The organism is uncultured Acinetobacter sp., assembly GCF_947624825.1.
GTDB lineage: Bacteria > Pseudomonadota > Gammaproteobacteria > Pseudomonadales > Moraxellaceae > Acinetobacter.
In genome coordinates, this window is record NZ_CANQLZ010000011.1 from 23,562 (window position 1) to 44,179 (window position 20,618).

The following is a 20,618-nucleotide window of genomic DNA, read 5'->3' on the forward strand; positions in this document are numbered from 1 at the left end:
GGCTTTTTTTATAAGGAATGTATGATGCAGTGGTTGAGCAAAATCAATCCGGGTGTCTATTGGCTGTTATTGGCAATTTTAGCGGATGTGTTGTCAACTTTTTACTCAGCCAAAGCCAATGGCTTGGTGCATAAGTCCGATCAAGCCATCGCTTTGGTGTTGTATTTAGGCTCTTTTGCCTGTGCTGCCATTGCACTTAAATATATGCAAGCAGGGATTTTATATGTTCTGTGGTCGGGGATTGGGGTCATTGCAACCGCTTTATTGGCCAAGGCATATTTAGGGCAACATATAGATGTGGCAGGGTGGCTAGGCATTGGCTTAATTAGCCTAGGTTTGGTGGTTATTACCCAATTTTCTAATATTGAGGTTTAAGAGCATTTTTGGGTCTGATCAATACGGCTATGTCCCATATGGCTGACCACAATACTATAGCTAAACTGTGCATCTTGAGCGCAATAACTAAAGGTACCATTTGAACCAAGGGGCAAGCCGGTACGTGGTAAAAAACTTAAATTATCATGGTTTAGACTACCCCAAGACAATTGCCCGTACTTTAGATTGAGTGCTTCACCCAATACTAAAGTTTCATCATTGTCTCTTTGCCGATTTTTATTGATGTCCACAAACACAATAAAGCCTTGTGTCCAACGTTCATTGCCACATAGTTTGCCATCGTCACTATTACACAGCACCACATGATTGGCTTGAGTCATGGCATGTTGACGTGCCAATTGTAAGGCGCGTTGGATTTTCAATTGTGAGCCCTCGACCTCTTTTTGAATGAGGTCGCGTTTGAAGCTTGGAATAGCCACAGCAGCTAAAATTGCAATCACAACAATGGTCACTAAGCATTCTACTAAGGTAAAGCCACGATAGAGGTTAAGCATGCGCTAACTCCTTATGTTTAGATGGGCTTTAAACGTCTTGGCATAAGATTAGAGCTGATTTGAGATGTAATAAGATGACTTATGCATTTTAAAGCTGTTAGACTCCATTCAAGCCAAAAATAAGCTATTCATAAAGACCTGTTCATCGAAAAATTACCGAATTACAACGGAATTTGTAAGTAATTTTGTCAATAATTTTCTTGATTAAAATTATCAAGCACTTGGAAAATAAAAGAAGTGTTTGTATGATGGCGTGTGAATAGCTTAAAAATAACACTGGGGTAATAAAAGCCTATCCCAGGGGTGAATATGCCCAAGCTTGAACAACAATTTATATCTCTGGAGGAGAAATCCATGAAAATGAGTCGTATTGCTTTAGCAATGCTTGTTGCTGCACCGTTTGCAGCAGCTAATGCTGGTGTAACTGTAACTCCACTATTAGTTGGTTACACGTTCCAAGATACACAACACAACAACGGTAAAGATAACCTAGGTCCAGGTCCTGCAGAACTTCAAGACGATTTATTCGTTGGTGCTGCGCTTGGTGTGGAATTAACGCCATGGTTAGGTTTCGAAGCTGAATATTCACAAGTAAAAGGCGACATCGATGTTGCTGACGTTAAAGATGGTGAATACAAGCAACAACAACTTGCGGGTAACTTCTACGTAACTTCTGATTTAATCACGAAGAACTACGACAGCAAAATCAAGCCATACGTACTTTTAGGTGCTGGTCACTATAAATACGAAGGCGAAGGCGACTACGCTGATTTGGATGATGAAGGTACTTTAGGTAATGCAGGTGTTGGTGCTTTCTGGCGCTTAAACGATGCTTTATCTCTTCGTACAGAAGCTCGTGGTACATACAACTTTGACGAACAATTCTGGAACTACACAGCTTTAGCTGGTCTTAACGTAGTTCTTGGCGGTCACTTAAAGCCTGCTGTTGCAGCGCCTGTAGTGGTTGAGCCAATTGCACCAGTTGTTCCAGTTGAACCAGCTCCACAAGTGCTTGTTGAAGACTTGAACATGGAACTTCGTGTGTTCTTTGATACTAACAAATCAAACATCAAAGACCAATACAAACCAGAAATTGCAAAAGTTGCTGAAAAGTTAGTGGAATACCCTAACGCAACTGCGCGTATTGAAGGTCACACAGACAGCACTGGTCCTCGTGCATTAAACGATCGCTTATCTTTAGCGCGTGCTGACTCTGTTAAATCTGCACTTGTAAATGAATACAACGTAAACCCTACTCGTTTAGCGACTCAAGGTTTTGCGTGGGATCAACCAATTGCTGACAACAACACTAAAGAAGGCCGTGCTATGAACCGTCGCGTATTCGCTACGATTTCTGGCAGCCGTACTGTTGAAGTACAGCCACAAGCAGCTGCTCAATAATTCGTTATTGAACTGATGTGAAAAAAGCGACTCTTTGGAGTCGCTTTTTTTATAAGAAAAATTACAATAGCTTTATTCTTTTTAAGATTTAAAACATTATGAGCGTAGAGATTCCACAAGATTTAGCTGAACTACCTGCCAATGGTGGTCTGTATGCAATTTGGATGTTGTTCCATCATTATGGTATTGACCTAGAAATCCAAGACTTAGTGCATTTATGTCGCCATAATGCCGAGGAAGGCACTTACGGGATTGCTTTGGCCGTTGCCTTAAAGCATTTGGGTTTAGATGTTGAATTTAGTACCCAACATGACCCAGATCCACAGCCGACCGAACAATTTTTTTATGCCAAAGCTCAAGAACTTGGCATTGTGGTGCGTGATGAAATGAATTATGCACAGATTAAACAGGCCGTAGATCAAGGGCGCTTTGTGATTGTGTATTACGACACTTTGGACGGCGTTGGTAATCACTCTTTGGTGTATTCAATTGATGATGAAGAGATTTGTTTCTTTGATAGTTTTGAGCCAATGTCTAAAGATGTCTTTATTCAGCAGCGCCAACAAGAGGGAATTTGCCAGCAAGTGATTGTGATTGATGATCGCAATTTTGTAATGCGTTATAGTTAATTAAAAAGCAGTCCGAAGACTGCTTTTTTTTATTTGTCTTGCTCGATTTTCATCGGCGTGACATCCATCTCTTGATACGAGATCAGTTTAGTTTTGTATTTCCATTTATATCCTAACCAAATGGCCAAGAATAAGAAAATACCGATGTAGGTCGACAATACCGCCAACCATTCACCGTTTAATACGGCTTGGTAGTTTTGACCAAGCACTACAATGGCACACAAAATAAAGGCAAACCACGGGGCAAAAGGGAAGAATTTGGCACGATATGCTAAATCTTCCAACTGATGACCTTGCATGACATAGCCTTTACGGAAGCGGTAATGCGAAATGGCAATACCTAGCCATACAATAAAACCACACATACCAGACATATTTAACAGCCAGTTAAATACTTCTTCTTCGCCAATAAAGGTGGTTAAAAAGCACAGTGCTGCAATGGCAGTCGTGGCATATAAGGCATTCATGGGTACGCCACGTGCATCGAGCTTACCAAAGGCTTTGGGTGCACTACCTTTACGTGCCATATCAAATAGCATACGCGTTGATGAATACATGCCTGAGTTACCTGCCGATAAAATTGCAGTTAAAATCACTGCATTCATAAGCGATGCGGCAAAGGCAAAACCTGCTTGTTCGTACAACAAGGTAAACGGTGATAAAGCCACGTTATCCGTTGCAGCAGCTTGTAATAAACGTGGGTCATCATAGGCAATTAACGTTCCGATGATAAAAATACACACGATATAGAACAATAAAATGCGCCAAAAAATTTGTTTAATGGCAACAGGAATGGTTTTTTGTGGGTCTTTTGATTCACCCGCTGCAACGCCGACCATTTCTGTGCCTTGGAACGAGAAACCGGCAATCATTGCCACACCAATTAAGGCGCTCAAACCACCCACAAATGGTGCTTCACCTGTGGTCCAATTGGCAAATACCGCCATATCAGGGGTGAGCATGATCTTAACAATCATGACAATCCCAATGATAATAAAGGCGATAATTGCCAAAACTTTAATCAAAGAGAAGAAAAACTCAGATTCACCAAAGCCTTTAACGGTTAAAGCATTAATACCAAACACCACGGCCAAGAAGATCGCACTCCAATAAAAGCCGGGGATGTCAGGAAACCAAAACTTCATAATGAATTGTACTGCGACCAATTCAAAAGCCACGGTAATGGCCCAGTTGTACCAGTAGTTCCAACCTAAGGCAAAACCAAAGCCACCTTCCACATATTTGGTGCCGTAAGTAAAAAACGCGCCAGAGGTTGGGTTATGCGTGGCCAATTCACCTAAACTGGTCATTAAGAAATAAATCATGACGCCAATTAAAGCATAGGCCAACAAAGCACCACCGGGGCCGGCATTGGCAATGGTTGCACCAGAGGCTAAAAATAAACCTGTACCAATGGAGCCACCAATCGCAATCATATTTAGATGGCGAGCACCCAACTTACGTTGTAATTGAGGTTGTTGTGTTTCGCTCATACTTTATTCCTTAAGATTTTTCTGCGTACTAGCAAATAAGACCTTAAAGCCTTGCTCATCAGTTTTGATATGACATTGTTTAAAGTGTTGCTCAATCAACATCGGATAATTTAAGAAGCGGTTGGCCACAATCCACAATTCACCGCCTGATTTAAGGTGACGGCGTGCGGTTTTACACAGGTTTTCACTGGCGTTATAGTCAGTTTGAATGCCTTGATGAAACGGTGGATTACTGACAATGGCATGTAAAAACAACGGTGCATCTTCAATACCACGTACCGCTTTAATTTCAAGCTGTTCTGGTTCAAGCTGATTTTGCTCAAACGTCATTTGCGTTGAAGCCAGTGCAAAGGCATCTACATCCATCGCAAAAATACGATTAGATGGATTGAGTTTGGCTAAGTAAGCACTGATTACACCTGCACCACAACCAAAGTCAGCAATTTTGCCTGAAGTTACCTGTTGTAGATGCGGTAATAATACTGCAGTACCCACATCAAGATGATTTTGGCTAAATACGCCCGGTAAAGCACAAATCTCAAGCTCACCTTTAGGCGTAGCCACACGGTAAGTCTGTGCCCAATCGCGTAAGGCTTTGGCAGGCACATTTTTATCTAAGCTGGTTTGCCACAATTGACAATGACGTGCGCTATCGAGTTTTAGGGTTTTGCCATACGGCTGTAATTGTTTTGCTGCACGTTCAATGCCGGCTTTTTTCTCACCCACCAATAAAATGGAACTGCCAATCTTTAAATGGCTGGCAAGGGTATATAAAATATAATTAAGGAGTTCTTTGGCTTTTGGCACAAAAATTACTGCTTGGTCAAACTCGCCTTGAGGGAAGTCTGTACCAAAGTGAACCTTGGCTTGTTTGGCTTCAAAAGACTGAAAGTCGTTAAAATTCCATGTCCATACGCACGGATCGACATTGTCTTCTAAGTGTTGGAACAAGTCGTCTGTCGGGGCGTTGATAAACAAGACACGACCTGAAAGGTACTCATATTGGCGAATGAGGACTTCACTTTGTGGAACCATTGGATCTCTCCATAATAAAAGCACCGTGCCAAAGCAACAGTGCTTTTAGGATATGAAATTATTTCTTCGTTTCAGGAAGAACAATATTTAAAATTAAAGCGGCAATACCACCGGTGGCCACACCTGAACTAAAGATGTTGCGGAACAATTCAGGTAAGTGCGCCAAAATATCAGGTACTTGTGCAACACCTAAGCCCAAGCCCAGTGAAATTGCAATAATCAATAAAGCACGACGATCAAGATTTACAGTCGATAAAATGTTAATCCCTGATGCAGCCACTGCACCAAACATCACCATCACTGCGCCGCCTAATACCGCTTGTGGTACCGCTTGAATCACGCCTGCCACTGCAGGAAGTAAACCTAAAATAACCAAAAGTGCTGCAATCCAAATGCCAACATAGCGACTTGCAACGCCTGTAAGCTGAATGACACCATTATTCTGGGCAAATACCGAACTTGGGAAGGTGTTAAATACACCAGCAAGCAATGAATTGGCACCATTGACCAATACACCACCTTTAATACGCTGCATCCACTTTGGACCATCTACAGGCTGATTAGATAGCTTAGACGTTGCGGTAATGTCACCAATGGCTTCTAAAGACGTCACAAGGTAGATAAATGCCATTGGAATAAACAGGCTCCAAGAGAAGCTTAAACCAAAGTGCATCGGCGTTGGAATTTGGACCAATGGTGCATCTTTTACGCCAGAGAAATCTAAATAACCCATAAAACCGGCAAGGATATAACCTGCAACTAAAGCAATTAAAATCGCTGAGCTCTTAATCCACACCACTTTAATGCGGTTGAGTAAAATAATCAGAGCCAATACAGTACACGACATGATGAGGTTGTCGGCGTTGGCAAAAGTGCCATCTTTCATGGCAGCATAACCACCGCCCATACTGGTTAAACCCACTTTAATTAAGGTCAAACCAATGAGTAACACCACAATACCTGTGACCAAGGGGGTGATGAGTCGTTTAATCCAAGGCAGGATTTGTGAAACCCCCATTTCAATGAATGAGCCTGCAATCACTACCCCAAAAATGGCAGCCATGACCGATTCAACGGGTGTGCCGGCTGCAACCATTGCAGAGCCCACACCAATAATAGGCCCAATAAAGTTAAAGCTTGTGCCTTGTACAATTAAAAGACCGGCACCAAAAGGACCGACCTTTTTTGATTGTAAAAAGGTTGCAATGCCTGAGATCACCAATGACATGGATAAAATCATATTGGTATCTTCTTTTGAGACACCAAGGGCAAGACAGATCAATAAACCTGGGGTGACAATCGGAACAATAATGGCGAGCAAATGTTGAAAAGCTGCAAAAAAAGCAATCAGCGGTTTAGGTCGGTCTTCTAGACCATAGACCAAATCTAACTCGTGTTTTTGCTCGGGAGAGTGATGTAGATCAGACATAAGTCAAAACAAATTTTGGCAAAAGTGGCGCTATTCTAATCTGTTTACATTGCTTTACAAAATCAAAAGCCAAGCAATCGGCAAAAAAATGTTACCGTGGATGAACTGCCCCTATAAAAGTTTTCAATTTTTCTGTATAATCTGACCTCAAATTAAACACGCATTGAATATACATGTCAGATATTAAAACTCTCCGTAACATCGCCATTATTGCGCACGTCGATCATGGTAAAACCACTCTTGTAGACAAACTTTTACAACAATCAGGTGCTCTCGGTGATCGCGCGGGTGAGATTGAGCGTGTAATGGATTCTGGCGCAATTGAAAGCGAACGTGGTATTACCATTCTTGCAAAAAACACTGCAATCAAATGGACAGACGCACGTACCAACACTGAATACCGTATCAACATCGTGGATACCCCAGGACACGCCGACTTCGGTGGTGAAGTTGAACGTGTATTATCTATGGTTGACTGCGTACTTCTTCTTGTAGATTCACAAGAAGGTCCAATGCCACAAACTCGTTTCGTAACGCAAAAAGCGTTCGCACGTGGTTTAAAGCCAATCGTAATTATCAACAAAGTTGATAAGCCAAATGCGCGTCCAGATTGGGTCATTGACCAAGTATTTGACTTGTTTGATAACTTAGGCGGTACTGACGAACAATTAGATTTCCCTGTGGTTTATGCATCGGGTCTTCGTGGTGTAGCGGGTCCTTCTCCAGAAGAATTAGCTGAAGATATGACACCGTTGTTCCAAAAAATCGTAGACGTTGTAGAGCCACCGGCTGTAGACGTAGATGGTCCGTTCCAAATGCAAGTGTCTTCACTTGACTATAACAGCTTCGTAGGTGTTATTGGTGTGGGTCGTATTCAACGTGGTTCAGTAAAATTGAACACACCTGTAACTGTGATTGATAAGGAAGGCAAAACACGTAACGGCCGTATCTTAAAAATCATGGGTTACCACGGTTTAGAGCGCGTTGACGTTGAAACTGCATCTGCTGGTGACATCGTATGTGTAACAGGTATTGAAGAACTTCATATTTCTGACACGATTTGTGACCCTAAAAATGTTGAAGCATTACCACCGCTTTCTGTAGACGAACCTACAGTAACGATGACATTCCAAGTAAACAACTCACCGTTTGCTGGTAAAGAAGGTAAATTTGTTACTTCACGTAACATTCGTGAACGTCTAGATCGCGAATTGATTCATAACGTAGCATTACGTGTTGAAGATACCGATAGTCCTGACCGTTTCAAAGTATCTGGTCGTGGTGAGCTTCATCTTTCTGTTCTGATTGAAAACATGCGTCGTGAAGGTTTCGAAATGGGCGTATCTCGTCCACAAGTAATCTTAAAAGAAATCGACGGTGTTAAACAAGAACCGTATGAAAACGTAACATTTGACGTTGAAGAACAGCACCAAGGTTCTGTAATGGAACAAATGGGTCACCGTAAAGGCGAAATGACCAATATGGAAGTTGACGGTAAAGGCCGTATCCGTATTGAAGCAACTGTACCTTCACGTGGCTTAATTGGCTTCCGTTCTGAATTCATGACGATGACTTCTGGTACTGGTATCATGACGTCTAGCTTCTCGCATTACGGTCCTATGAAGCAAGGTACTGTTGCGAAACGTCAAAACGGTGTGTTGATTTCTATGGTTCAGGGTACGTGCTTGGGCTATGCATTGTTCACATTACAAGACCGTGGTCGTCTATTCGCTAAACCTCAGTTAGAGGTTTACGAAGGTATGATTATTGGTATTAACTCTCGTTCTGACGATATGACAGTTAACCCAACTAAAGCAAAACAGTTAACCAACGTACGTGCATCAGGTACAGACGAAGCGTTAACACTTGTTCCTGCAATTGAATATACGCTTGAACAAGCGCTTGAATTCATTGAAGATGACGAATTAGTTGAAGTAACACCTAAATCAATTCGTATTCGTAAGCGTCATTTGACTGAAAACGAACGTAAACGTAACCGTTCTGGTAAATAAGTCGCGCTTCTAGCCGAAGTAAAAAACCGCTAACGCATGTTGGCGGTTTTTTTTGTATAAGATTTTCTAACAACGCTTGGCAAGATAAACAAATAGCGTAGATTATTGAGCAGTCATAGCTGAATAACGATAAAAGTTTGGAGTTTTTTTATGAGTATTATTCAAGAGTTTCGCGAGTTTGCTGTGAAAGGCAATGTCATGGATTTAGCCGTAGGTGTCATCATTGGTGGCGCATTTGGTAAAATTATTGATTCTATGGTCAAAGATATTATTATGCCGGTAGTATCTTGGATTTCAGGCGGTAATGTTGATTACTCAAATTGGTTTGTGGTCTTAGGTGATAATCCAAACAACATTACAACTCTAGCCGCAGCCCAAGAAGCGGGTTTAAACGTATTTGCATATGGTAATTTCTTAACTGTACTGATTAACTTCTTACTCTTAGCATGGGTGGTTTTCTTGTTGGTTAAATTTATGAATAAATTGCGCCGTACAAAAGAAGAAGAGGCACCAGCACCTGCAGCAACCCCTGAAGATATTGAATTGCTACGCGAAATTCGTGATGAATTAAAACGTAAAGGCTAATTTAAAAAACGGCGCATCAAGCGCCGTTTTTTTAATAGGAATATTAAAAATCCATACGAAATTTAATTTCAAGTAAATGAAAACCAAATTGGCTTTTGATTGGACCATGTAAAACGCGTTCTGCTGCGCTAAATACTAATTTATCAATCACAGGCACCAATTGGCCTTTTTTTACTTCACCTAATTCGCCACCCCGTTTAGCCGAATTACAGGTCGAAAATTGCTTGGCCACTTTAGCAAAATCAGTACCAGCCAAAATTTTCTTTTTTAATTGCTCTGCTTGTTCTTTATCTTTCACCAAAATATGCCGAACGATGGCTGTTTTCATGCTAATTTCCTCTGCATTTTTAATGGCTGACACGCTGGACAAAATACCGAAGCACGTTGTCCTAGCTTTATATTTTCAAGAGTGGTTTCGCAATTCACACACATCTCTCCGGCACGACCATAGGCCAATAAAGTTTGTTGAAAATAACCATTTTCACCCATGGCATTGCTATAGTCACGCAAAGTCGAACCGCCTAAATCAATGGCTTGTTTTAAGATCCGCTTAATTTCAACCACTAATTTTTCGATCTGTTGTGTATTTAAATGCTTTGCAGGCTCAGCAGGATGAATGCCTAAATTAAATAAACTCTCTGTGGCATAAATATTACCTACACCCACCACCACATGGTTATCCATGATTGCAACTTTAATGCCAACATTTTTATTTTTGAGTTTTTGGCTTAGATAAGCTGCGTCAAAAGCATCACTTAAAGGTTCAGAACCAAGCGGAGCTAATAGTTTTGTTTGCGCATAGTCATCTAACCATAAAATACAGCCAAAACGGCGTGGGTCATGATAGCGCAACTCACACTCTTCAAAACGTATCACAAAGTGATCATGTTTTTTAAGCGGCTCATCAGGCTGACAGATTCTAAAACTCCCCGACATGCCTAAATGCCAAAGCATGGTGATATGTTCAAACTCAGCCAAAATATATTTAGAACGGCGTTTTAAGCTGACTAAGCGCTGACCTTTGAGCACTGCAACATTGTCTGGAATTGGCCAACGTAAACTGCTTTGATAAACGCTAACATCTAAAACACGTTGATCAAGCAAAGGCGCAAGACTGACTTTGGTGGTTTCCACTTCAGGTAATTCAGGCATAACAATCCAATTTTTTTGAATATTATTCAATATGGGGCAAACGCGTTAAAAAACAAGTTTAAGCTGCTAAAACACCAATTTCTAGGCGGTTGATTTTATTGTTCTCAGTAACAAAGTAAACCGTAAAACATAAGTTGGGTGAAGTTTAGATTGTAGATTTAAGTCTAAGGCGCTATGTTAAACAGCAAAATAGATATAACAAAAATGGAGAATGCACATGCCTGAGCTTTTTAATGCAATTGAGTTTGGCACATTGCAGCTTGAGAATAAAATCGTGATTGCACCCATGTGTCAATACTCAGCCAACAATGGTGAAGTCAGCGATTGGCATGAACAACAGTGGGCGAGTTATGCACTATCTGGCGCGGGTTTATGTATTGTAGAAGCAACAGCAGTACAGGCTGTAGGTCGAATTAGTTATGCAGATTTAGGGCTTTGGAATGACATTCAACGCGCTAAAATCAAAGCTTTATTAGAAAAAATCAAACGGCTTTCTCCTATGCCATTTGCTGTGCAACTAGCACATGCAGGTCGTAAAGCTTCCAGTTGTAAACCGTGGCAAGGTGGCACTCAGTTAGCATCCGATCACGAGCAAGGCTGGCAAACTGTGGGTGCAAGTGCCATTGCTTTTCAAGCCGATCATCAACCACCCAAAGCCTTGAGCTTAGATGAAATCCAAGCTTTGATCCAAGATTTTGCTGAAGCGGCACGTCGTGCGGTTGATGCAGGCTTTGAGCTGATTGAGGTTCATGCTGCACATGGTTATCTGTTACATCAGTTTTTATCGCCGCTGTCTAACCAACGTCAAGATGAATATGGTGGCAGCTTAGAAAATCGTATTCGATTAACTTTAGAAGTTTTTCAAGCCATTAAAGCGGTGGTACCTGAGAATTATCCGATAGGAGTGCGTATCTCAGCAACAGATTGGATGGGGGAGCAAGGCTGGGATATAGAGCAATCCATTGGTTTAGCCAAAGCCTTGCAACAATTGGGTGCAGTATATATTCATGTTTCGAGTGGCGGTTTACATCCTGAGCAAGCCATTGAAATTGGACCTAATTATCAAGTGGGTTTTGCGCATAAGATCAAACAGCACATCAATCTTCCTGTGATTGCCGTGGGCTTAATCACACAACCGCAGCAAGCTGAGGATATTTTAACCCAGCAATATGCTGATGCCATTGGCTTAGCGCGTGCCATACTTTATAACCCGCGTTGGCCATGGCATGCAGCAGCACAACTTGGTGCTCACATTGCCATAGCACCGCAGTATTTGCGTTGTCAGCCACATGGTTTAAAAGACTTATTTAAACCATTTAAATCAAACACTGAAGATTTTGATTAATATAAAAAAAGCGCTGATTTAAGCGCTTTTTTTATGCTTTTATGAGCTTTTTTTACTGTTGCTAGCTTGCGCTTGTTTAGCAAGTGCTTGATTGATAATTTCAAGCGCAGGTTTAGCTTGTGCTACTTTGGCTTGATCTAGTGCAGTAAAAATGATTTTGGCTTTATTTAAATCTTCTTTAATTAAAGAACCGGTGGCATATAAATTACCCAATAATAATAAAGAAGCCACATGACCTTTTTGACCTAAAGCATGCAACTCAGTCAGACCTTGTTGGATTTGAGTGGAATTTCGCAGACGGAAGCCATCATTGATTTTAAAGGTGGCTTGACTATAGGCTGCGGCAACGTGACCTTGTTGGACTAAAGGTGCAAGTTTGGCTAAGGCTTGTTGATTACTTTGAGTATTACGTTTGGCAAACAGCTGTTCAGCAATTTCAACTTTCGCATCTACCGACCCTAAACGATCAGCAGCCTCTAAATAGCTTTGCGCTTTTTTAGGATTAGCTTTTAAACCTAAACGTCCTTTTTCATAGCTTTGGGCTAAGACAAAATTGGCAAGGCTTGAACCTTGTTTGGCTGCTTTTTCATAATATCGCAGCGCTTTTTTGTTATTTTGCGCGGTACCTTGACCGATTTCAGTGAGATAACCTAGATTATACAGGGCATCAGGGTGATTATTTTTAGCGACTTTTTCTAATGCTTTAAACGCACCTGTGTGATCATTGCTTTGTACCAGTGTTTTAACTTCAGTAAAAGGATCAACCGCATTGGCAAAAGCGAAAGTGGTTGTTAATGTGAGGGCAGTCGCCAAAAATAATTTTTTCATTATGAATACCTTAATTGTATAAAGTGTAGCGCTTATCTTAAAAGTTATATTCAAAAAGTAAAAGCATAATCCATAATCGTATTGAAACCTTTGAATAATGTGTGCCGCTTACATGGTGCGCTAAATGCAAAGATAAGGCATAGCCTCTCATAGGTCGAGATAGTGATAAACACTCGTCCAAAAATTTCTCGCAAGCACGTCCTATATATATGTAGTGAAGCCGGTAAAGCCGTAAAACTTAATCATTTAAAAAATCGCAATATTCGCTTATGGCAATTGGTATGAATAAATGCAAGATGATGTCTATATTAAGCAAAAATGGGCTAAAATCATCGCTTATGTAATCTTCAGGATATTGCAATGTTTATTAAAGGTATTAAACGTAACTATGACAAAATTAATGCCGATGACAGTATTGCAGATACAGATAAAATTGATGCCTTACTTTTAGCTTTAGGTAAAGACTATTTGGTAAGTTCAGATGACCGCGTCTATGTTTTTCAAAATGGCGATCTTAGCGTAAAGTTTGATGCCAAACATGCGCGTGCTTTTCATTTTAAAGACTACGTCGTTAAAGACATGAATAAGCTTTTTCACGGCTTTTAATCAAAAAAAACCTCCAAATTTGGAGGTTTTTTTTGATGTTAAGCTTGAGGTCGTGCCACGTCGCCATTTAAGTATTCGGGTAAATCGAGTACTTCTAAGCCCAACTCTACTAAGGCTTGTGGTTTAGCCACCACCAGCGCCAGATAACCTTGCTCAGTGCCAATCGCGTTGACCACGTCTACATCGTTATGTAGCTTGCTGGCAGTTTCAGGTGCAGCACCTTGACCTTGTACCAAATGTAGCCAGTGCTTAGGTTTGGCTTTAAACCACAAACGTGCCACAATTTCTTGACCCAAATAGCAGCCTTTGTCGTAATGTACGCCTTCACGTTGATGTAAGCGTAACTCTTGCGGTTGAAATTCATTTAAGCTGCTTGCATTTAGCCATGCTTGACCGGCTTCAATCGCAGCACGTTGCCATGCAGTAACATTTGTTTCACTTTCAGCAAAATTGGTGCAATCGTCCATAAGCGTTGGATAAACCTTGCCTAATACCTCCAACTTCATTTTAGAAAAGGCACCAAATTTTTGAATATGCTTGGCAAGTTCATCTGCTTGGTCTGTTGTGGTCACAATCACAAAGCGCTCAGGATTGAGCTTGGTGAGCCATAAACCAAACTGTAAACGTCCCTTTAGGTTACAAATTCCAGTATAGCGCGTGGTGTTTTCTTCTAGGCGTTCTACATGTAAGGTGACTTGACCTTGTAGGAATTTTTGTGCATCTACACCTGCTAAACTCAGTGCAATAAATGCTGGTGCTGTGCTCATAATGGCCTCAAATTTGACAATTTTTTCGATGTATTGATTGTGCATCAACTTGATCAGACAGTCAAAATTGCAGCGCATAAATTTAATGTCAGCCTGCTATCAAAGCAATGCTTGACAGCTACACATGCAGTTGCTAACGTGCCGAGCTTTCTTAATTTACGGCTTCTGTCATGGCTTTAAACGATCACTTTATCTATCAACCGCCGCAAACGCCATTGGTTATTTTGTACCAAGATGAAGATTTAGTCATCATTGAAAAGCCAGCAGGATTATTGTCGGTGCCGGGGCGGTTACCTGAACATCACGACAGTGCTTACTTACGTGTTTTGGCACTTTATCCGCAAGCCAAGATTACGCATCGTTTAGATATGGCCACCTCAGGGATTTTAATGTTTGCCAAACACCGTGATGCAGAAGTGGCGGTAAGTAAAATGTTTCAAGCACGTACCGTCGTCAAGCATTACACGGCTTTAGTGCAAGGGCAGTTGCACGGCACAGGTCAAGTAGATGTGCCATTAATTACCGATTGGGAAAATCGCCCACGTCAAATGGTGCATGATGAATTGGGTAAAAAAGCCCTTACTTATTATCAAGCACTTGAATATGACCAAAGCCAAGACATTACCCGAGTCAAGCTAACGCCTATTACCGGGCGCTCGCACCAACTGCGTGTGCATATGTTACATATTGGGCATCCGATTACAGGTGATAAACTCTATCATCCGTGTGCTGCACAAAGTCCATTAAAGCGCATGGCTTTACATGCCTCTTATTTAGCTTTTACTCAACCGCTGAGCAAAAAAGATGTCGTGATTGAAGCACTCGCACCATTTTAAATCTTAGACTCAAGTGCTACAAAAATTCTCACATTGTGCCTTAAAATCAGCTAAGCTGATGCATGTGTATAATTTTAATAAGCACAGCATAAGGATAAAAAATGTATCGCGATTATCAAAAATTTCCAGATGATGACAATGGCAATATTTTATGGCAAATGTATCAAGACGGTGATGATTTAAAAGAATTACACGATATCGAATTTTCACTGACCTTTAGTCATCTTGAGCAAGCTGAACATGCAGCTTTACATCTATTACGCGAACAACAAAAAATTAATCTCATCTTTGATCAACATCTGCAACCGCATGAATGGCGTTTAACTGTGTTTGTGGAGCTACAACCTGAATATCAAGCCATTGTGGATATGGAAGAATGGCTGCAAAAACTCGCCGAGCAATTTCAAGGTGAATATGATGGTTGGGGCTGTATGGCTTATGTGTTTGATGATCAGATTGATGGGACTTCTTAAAGTGATTGTTGAGGCAGCTTAACAGGCAAAATACGCCCAATAAAGCGCATGATCTATGTTATTATGCGCTTTATATGTTAATGATATGTTAATTTTGAGGTTGCGATGTCACTTCCAAACTGTCCTAAATGCCAATCGGCATATACTTATGAAGATGGCGAACTATTGGTGTGTCCAGAATGTGCACATGAATGGCAAGAGGGCGAAGAGCAAGCAGAAGCCCAAAGCGTAATTAAAGATGCCAATGGCAATGTATTGCAAGATGGTGACAGCGTCACAGTGATTAAAGACCTAAAAATTAAAGGCTCATCTTCTGTAGTCAAGGTGGGGACTAAGGTTAAAACTATTCGTTTGGTGCCAGATGCCAGCGACGGGCATGACATTGACTGCAAAATTGAAGGTATTGGGCAAATCAAGCTTAAATCGGAGTTTGTTAAAAAAGCCTAAATTGACTTAAAAAAATGGAGCATAACGCTCCATTTTTTTGTATTGATTGAGCAAAAAAATAACGACATCACCTCAAATAAGGCTGAGCCTTTAAGCTTTTGTATAGCTATCATATAAAATAAAGCTGATTTTACTGAATATTGACAAGTTATTTATTAGCTTAACTTTATGTGTTTAACATCTAAGTGTAAATAAACACTTAGATTTAAAAACAATTAAAGAAGTGGGTTTAATTTATTAAATAGCTATATAATTCACATGATTAATATAATAAATTTTGATTTATATTTATTTTGTATATTTTGATTGTTTTGTTATATATATTGTTGTTGATAAAATATAATCAACTCTTTCCTTAAAATGTGATTGATACTCAAAGATTAATAAATAATGTTAACTATTTATATTATTTTTTTATTTATGTGATGTATTTTACATAAGTAAATTACTGAAACATAACAAAAAAACTGATTATATGCTGTGCAACCTTTATATTTACTTGAATAATAAGCAACGACTATAGGTGATGGTATCTATGTTACTCAATTGTATCATTTATATGTTGCTATGCTAAAAACCCTGTTTAAGTGTTTTAAATGATGTATAAAATATAATCAATTTGAAAGATTGATCTTATGTTTTTCTCTCCTAAACATCATTTTTAGCTCTAAGAAAAGATCTCATTTTCAATGTTAACCTTAGACAAAATAAGTGTGGATTTTGATTTATGCCGAACTTGTTTCCATTCAGCAATTGGAGAAGCATTCATGTATGTTCAGTTTGTGGGTGACATACATACCGCGCAGGAAATTCTGTTTAAAATGAAGCAATGGGATAATGCTGTAGCGAAAATGGATATTCAAACTTTAACGGATTTGTGTCAGCAAGATGTGAGCGTCTTTGACGTTAACTCACAACTTGAGGGTGCGGCTGCTTATAAGGAGCTATGGGAGCAATATAGCCCTTATTTTGCTGATGATGTATGTGTGTATCGTCAAGATGTAAAAATTTACGCCGAAAGTGATTTGGCTTTTGTGCATTGTTATTCTAAAGTCGATCGGGCCAAGGAAAATAGCTTAAACCTACCGTGGTGTCGAACCACCTTATGTTTTAAGAAGACCCATGGAAAATGGAAAATGGTGCATCAGCATATTTCCATGCCACGCTCAATTGTGTAAACAAAACACCGCCCTTTGGCGGTGTTTTTTTATGTCTATGAATTGCAAATCTTTACTTGTCATTTATGCCATAAAAATGTAAATCCATAGGAGATAAAAAAAGCAAGATTGATGACTAATGCATAATGAAAATTTAAGCTCCGATAAGGGCAGTGCTACGGCACGAAGTTTAAGAACTATGGCGGGTTTTGTGGTTGCTGCCATTATTATTTTGGCGCTTTATGTGGGACAGGAAATTTTTATCCCTTTGGCATTGTCTATTTTATTGGCATTTTTACTTGAACCACTCGTATCACGGTTAAAGCGTTGGGGCTTACCTCAGGTGCCATCCATTGCTTTAGTGGTGTTAATGACCTTAGTTTTGTTGGGTGGAGCGGCAACCTACTTTGGTTTTCAGTTGAGTAAACTCAGTCAAGAGTTGCCTAAATATCAAGATACCATTGAGCAAAAGCTCACCTCAGTGCAAAGCTATACCAGTGGTCCAAGTGTGTGGGATGGGGCAGTGAGCACTTTAAATACCATTCAAAGCTCAATTGCCACTGCCAATAGTAGTGAAGACAAAACAGATCCAAATGTTCAACAAGTCAAGGTGGTAGGTGAAGAAGCCTCTGCCATGGATGAAGCCATGCAATGGGCTGGGCGCATTTTTGGACCGCTTGCCACCGCCGGTATTGTATTTTTATTTGTGGTGCTAATTTTACTCAGTCGTAAAGATTTACATGACCGTTTATTGCGCTTACTGGGTGGCAACTTAAATGTAGGGACCGATGCTTTAGATGAAGCTGCGACACGCATTGGTACTTATCTACGTATGCAATTGTTGGTCAATGTAACCTACGGTATTCCTATGGCAATTGGGCTGTGGGTGATTGGGGTGCCTGCGGCATTAATGTGGGGATTGGTGGCTGTGGTCATGCGCTTTATTCCTTATGCAGGTCCGATGATCTCAGCGATTTTCCCAATTACTTTAGCCTTTGCGGTAGACCCAAGTTGGAATATGGTGCTATGGACCTTGGGGCTTATTTTAGTGCTTGAATTAATTAGCAATAATATTGTTGAACCATGGCTGTATGGCGAAAGTACTGGACTTTCAACTTTGTCTATTATTTTAGCCGCCACCTTTTGGACCTCGTTGTGGGGACCTGTAGGCTTGATTTTATCGACACCTTTAACGGCGTGTTTATTGGTGTTGTCTTATTATGTGCCTGCATTGGGTTTCTTAAAAATCTTAATTGGCAGTGAACCCGTACTCACCCCACAACAGCGCTTTTATCAGCGTTTGGTGGCCGATGATGTCGATGATGCCATGGATGTGGCCGAAGATTATATTGCTGAGGGTTTGCCTAAAAAAGCCACGCCTGAGGTGGTGGTACGTCATGTCAATGATTTTTATGACAATGTAGCCATTCCTGCGATTCGCTTGTTTTCAAATAGTCACAACACCATTGCCAGTGCTGAGCATCGTTTGCGATTACAGCAAGGCTTAAAGTTTTTTAACCATGCCTTTCAACAAAAATATCCAGCGCCGGTCAATGATTCAGATATCAAAGTGATGTGTATCGGTGCACGTTGGGAAGTGGATATTTTATCCTCGGCCATGTTGGCACATGCTTTACGTTTGCGTCATGTAGCAGCACAAAGTCATGCCGAGGCATTTATTCAGTCGCAATTGGACATGATTGCTGAGATTCCAAGCGATATTAAAATTTTGTGTATTTCAATTTTTCATCAACAACCCTTGGCACAAATTCGCCTGTTGCAGCATCAAATTGGGCAGCAACGACCGGATTTAGCCTTGGTCTTTGCCACATGGGCCAATGATGAAGACGAGATGCGTTTAGAAGCAAAAAATCGTTTTGATGTCGAAGTGGTCAGTAGCGTCAACGAATTATTGCTTAGTATTGATGTATTGCTGATGCAACAAGGCGAAAATCCTGCGCGCCAACTGCTTAATGACAATGAAGCGGAGCGTTTAGAGGCATTGCATGATTTACAGTTGTTGCAGCCTGATAATTTACCGATTTATGAGCAATATATTGATGAAGCACGCCAAGCATTTGATGTGAAGTATGCGCAAATTTCATTGGTCGATGAAGAGTGGGTCAATACCCCAGCCAGTCCTTTATATGCCCAAAATGAGCATCCAATGGACGTTAAAGTGCCGCGTAAGCAATGTGTGTGTAGTCATTTGGTTTATCAAAATGAAGAACTGATCATTGAAGATATTGCCCGTGATCCACGTTTTGCACGCAATAAACGCTTAAGTCAGGAAAAGATTCGTTTTTATGCCGGCGTGCCGCTGCGTAATAAACAAGGCTTGGTCATGGGCAGTTTATGTATCTTGGATAAAAAAGTGCGTAGTTTAAATGACGATGATGTGGTGTTATTAAAAGCCCTTGCTGATGACTTAATGACCACCTTAAGTTCAAGTCGTGATAAACAAGCCAAACTTGAAGAAATTGAAGCCTTGCAACAAGCACAAGTGGTGCATGAAGCACCCTAAGGAGATGCTGATGTCAAAATATTGGATCGGTTTACTTATTGTCAGTAGTGGTTCTTTACATGCATTGAGCTTTGAACATCAAGATTGGGAAATGGCGTGTGATAATACCCATACCTGTCGTATGGCAGGTTACCAAGCCCATGATGAGGCCCCCGTATCTGTATTACTGACCTATCCGGCAGGGCGTACTGCAAAAATCAGTGGCAAAGTGCATCTGCTAGATGCACCTGTTCAGGCGACGTTATGGATCAATGCAAAAGATTATGGCGTGCTTAATTTTAAGCAAGATCAAGCCGATTTAACGCAAGTTCAAATTCAAGCACTGCTTGCTCACGCACGTCAAAATATGCGTATTGAGTTGCGCCAAGGCAATCAAATATGGCGTATCTCAGACCGTGGTTTAAGCGCCGTGTTGCTTACAAGTGACGAATATCAACGGCGTGTAGGTACAGCATCGGCTTTGTTGGCAAAAGGCAAACAACCCTTAAGCCAAGTCCGAGTTATGCAAAAAATGCCAATTTACCGTATTCGCAATTATGTGCCAGCTCAAGCACAGCATGTTGCTTTGAGGGAAGCTCAAGCGCAAAAAATCGTATCAGGTTTAAAGAAATCCACCTCAAAGCAAGATTGTCCGTTGCTTTGGAACAAGCAAGATAGTGAAAAACTGACGATTTATCCGCTTAACGCGCAACAAGTGTTGGTGGAAGTTCCGTGTTGGCAAGCGGCATATAATGCAGGTGTAGGCATGTGGCTGATGAATCAGCAGTTGAGTGAAGTGCAACAATGGGTCACGTATTCAGGTACAAGCTTTAGTGAAGGGCAAGTATTTGCTCAGCATAAAGGCCGTGGTTTAGGCGACTGTTATCGCGTTGAAGAATGGGCATTTACCGGACAGCGTTTTCAAGCAACTTACAAAGCACAGCAGTTACAATGTAAAGGCTTTGCAGGTGGTGCATGGCAGCTGTCCACTTGGGTTGCTCAAGTCACATCATAAAAAAAGCCGCTCTAT

The 20,618-nt window shown here is 40.8% G+C and carries 21 protein-coding genes; 13 read left to right on the plus strand and 8 right to left on the minus strand.

Going from position 1 to position 20,618, the window contains the following annotated elements; all coding sequences use genetic code 11:
• Positions 1 to 21 precede the first annotated feature (21 nt).
• Positions 22 to 375 carry a multidrug efflux SMR transporter gene (locus Q0017_RS04095; RefSeq protein WP_298143059.1) on the plus strand — a complete coding sequence of 118 codons (354 nt, stop codon included), beginning with the start codon at positions 22 to 24 and terminating at the stop codon, positions 373 to 375.
• Here the strand turns inward: Q0017_RS04095 and Q0017_RS04100 are convergent.
• The gene (locus tag Q0017_RS04100; RefSeq protein WP_298143062.1) at positions 372 to 890 is read right to left on the minus strand and encodes a GspH/FimT family pseudopilin; all 519 of its coding nucleotides are present in this window, start codon (positions 888 to 890) and stop codon (positions 372 to 374) included. The genes Q0017_RS04095 and Q0017_RS04100 overlap by 4 nt on opposite strands.
• Positions 891 to 1,244: 354 nt before the next feature.
• Here Q0017_RS04100 and omp38 point away from each other — a divergent pair, with 354 nt between their 5' ends.
• A complete protein-coding gene (omp38, locus tag Q0017_RS04105; RefSeq protein WP_298143064.1) occupies positions 1,245 to 2,291 on the plus strand; it encodes an outer membrane protein Omp38 in 1,047 nt (348 codons plus the stop codon).
• A 98-nt stretch (positions 2,292 to 2,389) separates the two neighbouring features.
• Positions 2,390 to 2,920, plus strand: coding sequence for a peptidase C39 (locus Q0017_RS04110; RefSeq protein WP_298143067.1), 531 nt, complete (start codon positions 2,390 to 2,392; stop codon positions 2,918 to 2,920).
• A 29-nt stretch (positions 2,921 to 2,949) separates the two neighbouring features.
• Here the strand turns inward: Q0017_RS04110 and Q0017_RS04115 are convergent, their stop codons facing one another.
• Genes Q0017_RS04115 through Q0017_RS04125 form a run of 3 tightly spaced genes read right to left on the minus strand, consistent with a single transcriptional unit; the run spans position 2,950 to position 6,877 of the window.
• Positions 2,950 to 4,413 carry an amino acid permease gene (locus Q0017_RS04115; RefSeq protein WP_298143070.1) on the minus strand — a complete coding sequence of 488 codons (1,464 nt, stop codon included), beginning with the start codon at positions 4,411 to 4,413 and terminating at the stop codon, positions 2,950 to 2,952.
• A gap of 3 nt (positions 4,414 to 4,416) precedes the next feature.
• A complete protein-coding gene (locus Q0017_RS04120) occupies positions 4,417 to 5,448 on the minus strand; it encodes a methyltransferase (protein WP_298143073.1) in 1,032 nt (343 codons plus the stop codon).
• Between the two features lie 58 nt (positions 5,449 to 5,506).
• On the minus strand, positions 5,507 to 6,877 hold the full coding sequence (locus tag Q0017_RS04125; RefSeq protein WP_298143075.1) for a uracil-xanthine permease family protein: 1,371 nt from the start codon (positions 6,875 to 6,877) through the stop codon (positions 5,507 to 5,509).
• Positions 6,878 to 7,050: 173 nt separating this feature from the next.
• Between Q0017_RS04125 and typA the strand changes: the two genes are divergently transcribed.
• Together typA and mscL are read left to right on the plus strand one after the other, a co-directional pair.
• Positions 7,051 to 8,889: a translational GTPase TypA gene (gene typA, locus Q0017_RS04130; protein WP_298143080.1), complete on the plus strand. Its 1,839-nt coding sequence runs from the start codon at positions 7,051 to 7,053 to the stop codon at positions 8,887 to 8,889.
• Between the two features lie 150 nt (positions 8,890 to 9,039).
• Positions 9,040 to 9,474 carry a large conductance mechanosensitive channel protein MscL gene (gene mscL / locus Q0017_RS04135; RefSeq protein ID WP_298143083.1) on the plus strand — a complete coding sequence of 145 codons (435 nt, stop codon included), beginning with the start codon at positions 9,040 to 9,042 and terminating at the stop codon, positions 9,472 to 9,474.
• Positions 9,475 to 9,517: 43 nt separating this feature from the next.
• On the opposite strand, the gene Q0017_RS04140 is transcribed toward mscL, so the two are convergent.
• Positions 9,518 to 9,802 carry a peptidylprolyl isomerase gene (locus Q0017_RS04140; protein WP_298143087.1) on the minus strand — a complete coding sequence of 95 codons (285 nt, stop codon included), beginning with the start codon at positions 9,800 to 9,802 and terminating at the stop codon, positions 9,518 to 9,520.
• Positions 9,799 to 10,626 carry a bifunctional DNA-formamidopyrimidine glycosylase/DNA-(apurinic or apyrimidinic site) lyase gene (mutM, locus tag Q0017_RS04145; protein WP_298143091.1) on the minus strand — a complete coding sequence of 276 codons (828 nt, stop codon included), beginning with the start codon at positions 10,624 to 10,626 and terminating at the stop codon, positions 9,799 to 9,801. The genes Q0017_RS04140 and mutM overlap by 4 nt, the downstream gene beginning before the upstream one ends.
• A gap of 217 nt (positions 10,627 to 10,843) precedes the next feature.
• On the opposite strand from mutM, the gene Q0017_RS04150 reads away from it, so the two are divergent.
• Positions 10,844 to 11,971 (plus strand): NADH:flavin oxidoreductase/NADH oxidase, encoded by a 1,128-nt coding sequence (locus Q0017_RS04150; RefSeq protein ID WP_298143094.1) that lies wholly within the window; start codon positions 10,844 to 10,846, stop codon positions 11,969 to 11,971.
• A 39-nt stretch (positions 11,972 to 12,010) separates the two neighbouring features.
• Here Q0017_RS04150 and Q0017_RS04155 read toward each other — a convergent pair whose 3' ends face one another.
• Positions 12,011 to 12,799: a tetratricopeptide repeat protein gene (locus Q0017_RS04155; protein ID WP_298143097.1), complete on the minus strand. Its 789-nt coding sequence runs from the start codon at positions 12,797 to 12,799 to the stop codon at positions 12,011 to 12,013.
• A gap of 360 nt (positions 12,800 to 13,159) precedes the next feature.
• Between Q0017_RS04155 and Q0017_RS04160 the strand changes: the two genes are divergently transcribed.
• Positions 13,160 to 13,405, plus strand: a complete 246-nt coding sequence (locus tag Q0017_RS04160) for a hypothetical protein (RefSeq protein WP_298143100.1) — start codon at positions 13,160 to 13,162, stop codon at positions 13,403 to 13,405.
• A 38-nt stretch (positions 13,406 to 13,443) separates the two neighbouring features.
• On the opposite strand, the gene Q0017_RS04165 is transcribed toward Q0017_RS04160, so the two are convergent.
• Entirely contained in the window at positions 13,444 to 14,172 is a 729-nt protein-coding gene (locus tag Q0017_RS04165; RefSeq protein WP_298143103.1) for a folate-binding Fe/S cluster repair protein, read from the minus strand.
• A 170-nt stretch (positions 14,173 to 14,342) separates the two neighbouring features.
• Between Q0017_RS04165 and Q0017_RS04170 the strand changes: the two genes are divergently transcribed.
• The 6 genes from Q0017_RS04170 to Q0017_RS04195 all read left to right on the plus strand — a co-directional run bounded on the left by Q0017_RS04170 (position 14,343) and on the right by Q0017_RS04195 (position 20,603).
• Positions 14,343 to 15,008: an RluA family pseudouridine synthase gene (locus tag Q0017_RS04170; RefSeq protein ID WP_298143106.1), complete on the plus strand. Its 666-nt coding sequence runs from the start codon at positions 14,343 to 14,345 to the stop codon at positions 15,006 to 15,008.
• Positions 15,009 to 15,109: 101 nt separating this feature from the next.
• Positions 15,110 to 15,481 (plus strand): ribonuclease E inhibitor RraB, encoded by a 372-nt coding sequence (locus Q0017_RS04175; RefSeq protein ID WP_298143109.1) that lies wholly within the window; start codon positions 15,110 to 15,112, stop codon positions 15,479 to 15,481.
• A gap of 105 nt (positions 15,482 to 15,586) precedes the next feature.
• Entirely contained in the window at positions 15,587 to 15,928 is a 342-nt protein-coding gene (locus tag Q0017_RS04180) for a zinc ribbon domain-containing protein YjdM (protein WP_298143111.1), read from the plus strand.
• 767 nt (positions 15,929 to 16,695) lie between these two features.
• Positions 16,696 to 17,106 carry a nuclear transport factor 2 family protein gene (locus tag Q0017_RS04185; RefSeq protein WP_298143115.1) on the plus strand — a complete coding sequence of 137 codons (411 nt, stop codon included), beginning with the start codon at positions 16,696 to 16,698 and terminating at the stop codon, positions 17,104 to 17,106.
• A 118-nt stretch (positions 17,107 to 17,224) separates the two neighbouring features.
• Positions 17,225 to 19,609: an AI-2E family transporter gene (locus Q0017_RS04190; RefSeq protein ID WP_298143117.1), complete on the plus strand. Its 2,385-nt coding sequence runs from the start codon at positions 17,225 to 17,227 to the stop codon at positions 19,607 to 19,609.
• 10 nt (positions 19,610 to 19,619) lie between these two features.
• Entirely contained in the window at positions 19,620 to 20,603 is a 984-nt protein-coding gene (locus tag Q0017_RS04195; protein WP_298143120.1) for a DUF1176 domain-containing protein, read from the plus strand.
• The last annotated feature ends 15 nt before the right edge of the window (positions 20,604 to 20,618 follow it).

Bases quoted from the DNA above. Each gene is read 5' to 3' on its own strand.
- Q0017_RS04150 (WP_298143094.1), top strand. From the start codon at position 10,844: ATGCCTGAGCTTTTTAATGCAATTGAGTTTGGCACATTGCAGCTTGAG.
- Q0017_RS04140 (WP_298143087.1), bottom strand. From the start codon at position 9,802: ATGAAAACAGCCATCGTTCGGCATATTTTGGTGAAAGATAAAGAACAA.
- Q0017_RS04170 (WP_298143106.1), top strand. From the start codon at position 14,343: ATGGCTTTAAACGATCACTTTATCTATCAACCGCCGCAAACGCCATTG.
- Q0017_RS04185 (WP_298143115.1), top strand. From the start codon at position 16,696: ATGTATGTTCAGTTTGTGGGTGACATACATACCGCGCAGGAAATTCTG.
- Q0017_RS04160 (WP_298143100.1), top strand. From the start codon at position 13,160: ATGTTTATTAAAGGTATTAAACGTAACTATGACAAAATTAATGCCGAT.
- Q0017_RS04165 (WP_298143103.1), bottom strand. From the start codon at position 14,172: ATGAGCACAGCACCAGCATTTATTGCACTGAGTTTAGCAGGTGTAGAT.
- typA (WP_298143080.1), top strand. From the start codon at position 7,051: ATGTCAGATATTAAAACTCTCCGTAACATCGCCATTATTGCGCACGTC.
- Q0017_RS04115 (WP_298143070.1), bottom strand. From the start codon at position 4,413: ATGAGCGAAACACAACAACCTCAATTACAACGTAAGTTGGGTGCTCGC.
- Q0017_RS04125 (WP_298143075.1), bottom strand. From the start codon at position 6,877: ATGTCTGATCTACATCACTCTCCCGAGCAAAAACACGAGTTAGATTTG.
- mutM (WP_298143091.1), bottom strand. From the start codon at position 10,626: ATGCCTGAATTACCTGAAGTGGAAACCACCAAAGTCAGTCTTGCGCCT.
- Q0017_RS04095 (WP_298143059.1), top strand. From the start codon at position 22: ATGATGCAGTGGTTGAGCAAAATCAATCCGGGTGTCTATTGGCTGTTA.
- Q0017_RS04120 (WP_298143073.1), bottom strand. From the start codon at position 5,448: ATGGTTCCACAAAGTGAAGTCCTCATTCGCCAATATGAGTACCTTTCA.
- Q0017_RS04100 (WP_298143062.1), bottom strand. From the start codon at position 890: ATGCTTAACCTCTATCGTGGCTTTACCTTAGTAGAATGCTTAGTGACC.
- Q0017_RS04110 (WP_298143067.1), top strand. From the start codon at position 2,390: ATGAGCGTAGAGATTCCACAAGATTTAGCTGAACTACCTGCCAATGGT.
- omp38 (WP_298143064.1), top strand. From the start codon at position 1,245: ATGAAAATGAGTCGTATTGCTTTAGCAATGCTTGTTGCTGCACCGTTT.
- Q0017_RS04190 (WP_298143117.1), top strand. From the start codon at position 17,225: ATGCATAATGAAAATTTAAGCTCCGATAAGGGCAGTGCTACGGCACGA.
- Q0017_RS04175 (WP_298143109.1), top strand. From the start codon at position 15,110: ATGTATCGCGATTATCAAAAATTTCCAGATGATGACAATGGCAATATT.
- Q0017_RS04180 (WP_298143111.1), top strand. From the start codon at position 15,587: ATGTCACTTCCAAACTGTCCTAAATGCCAATCGGCATATACTTATGAA.
- mscL (WP_298143083.1), top strand. From the start codon at position 9,040: ATGAGTATTATTCAAGAGTTTCGCGAGTTTGCTGTGAAAGGCAATGTC.
- Q0017_RS04195 (WP_298143120.1), top strand. From the start codon at position 19,620: ATGTCAAAATATTGGATCGGTTTACTTATTGTCAGTAGTGGTTCTTTA.
- Q0017_RS04155 (WP_298143097.1), bottom strand. From the start codon at position 12,799: ATGAAAAAATTATTTTTGGCGACTGCCCTCACATTAACAACCACTTTC.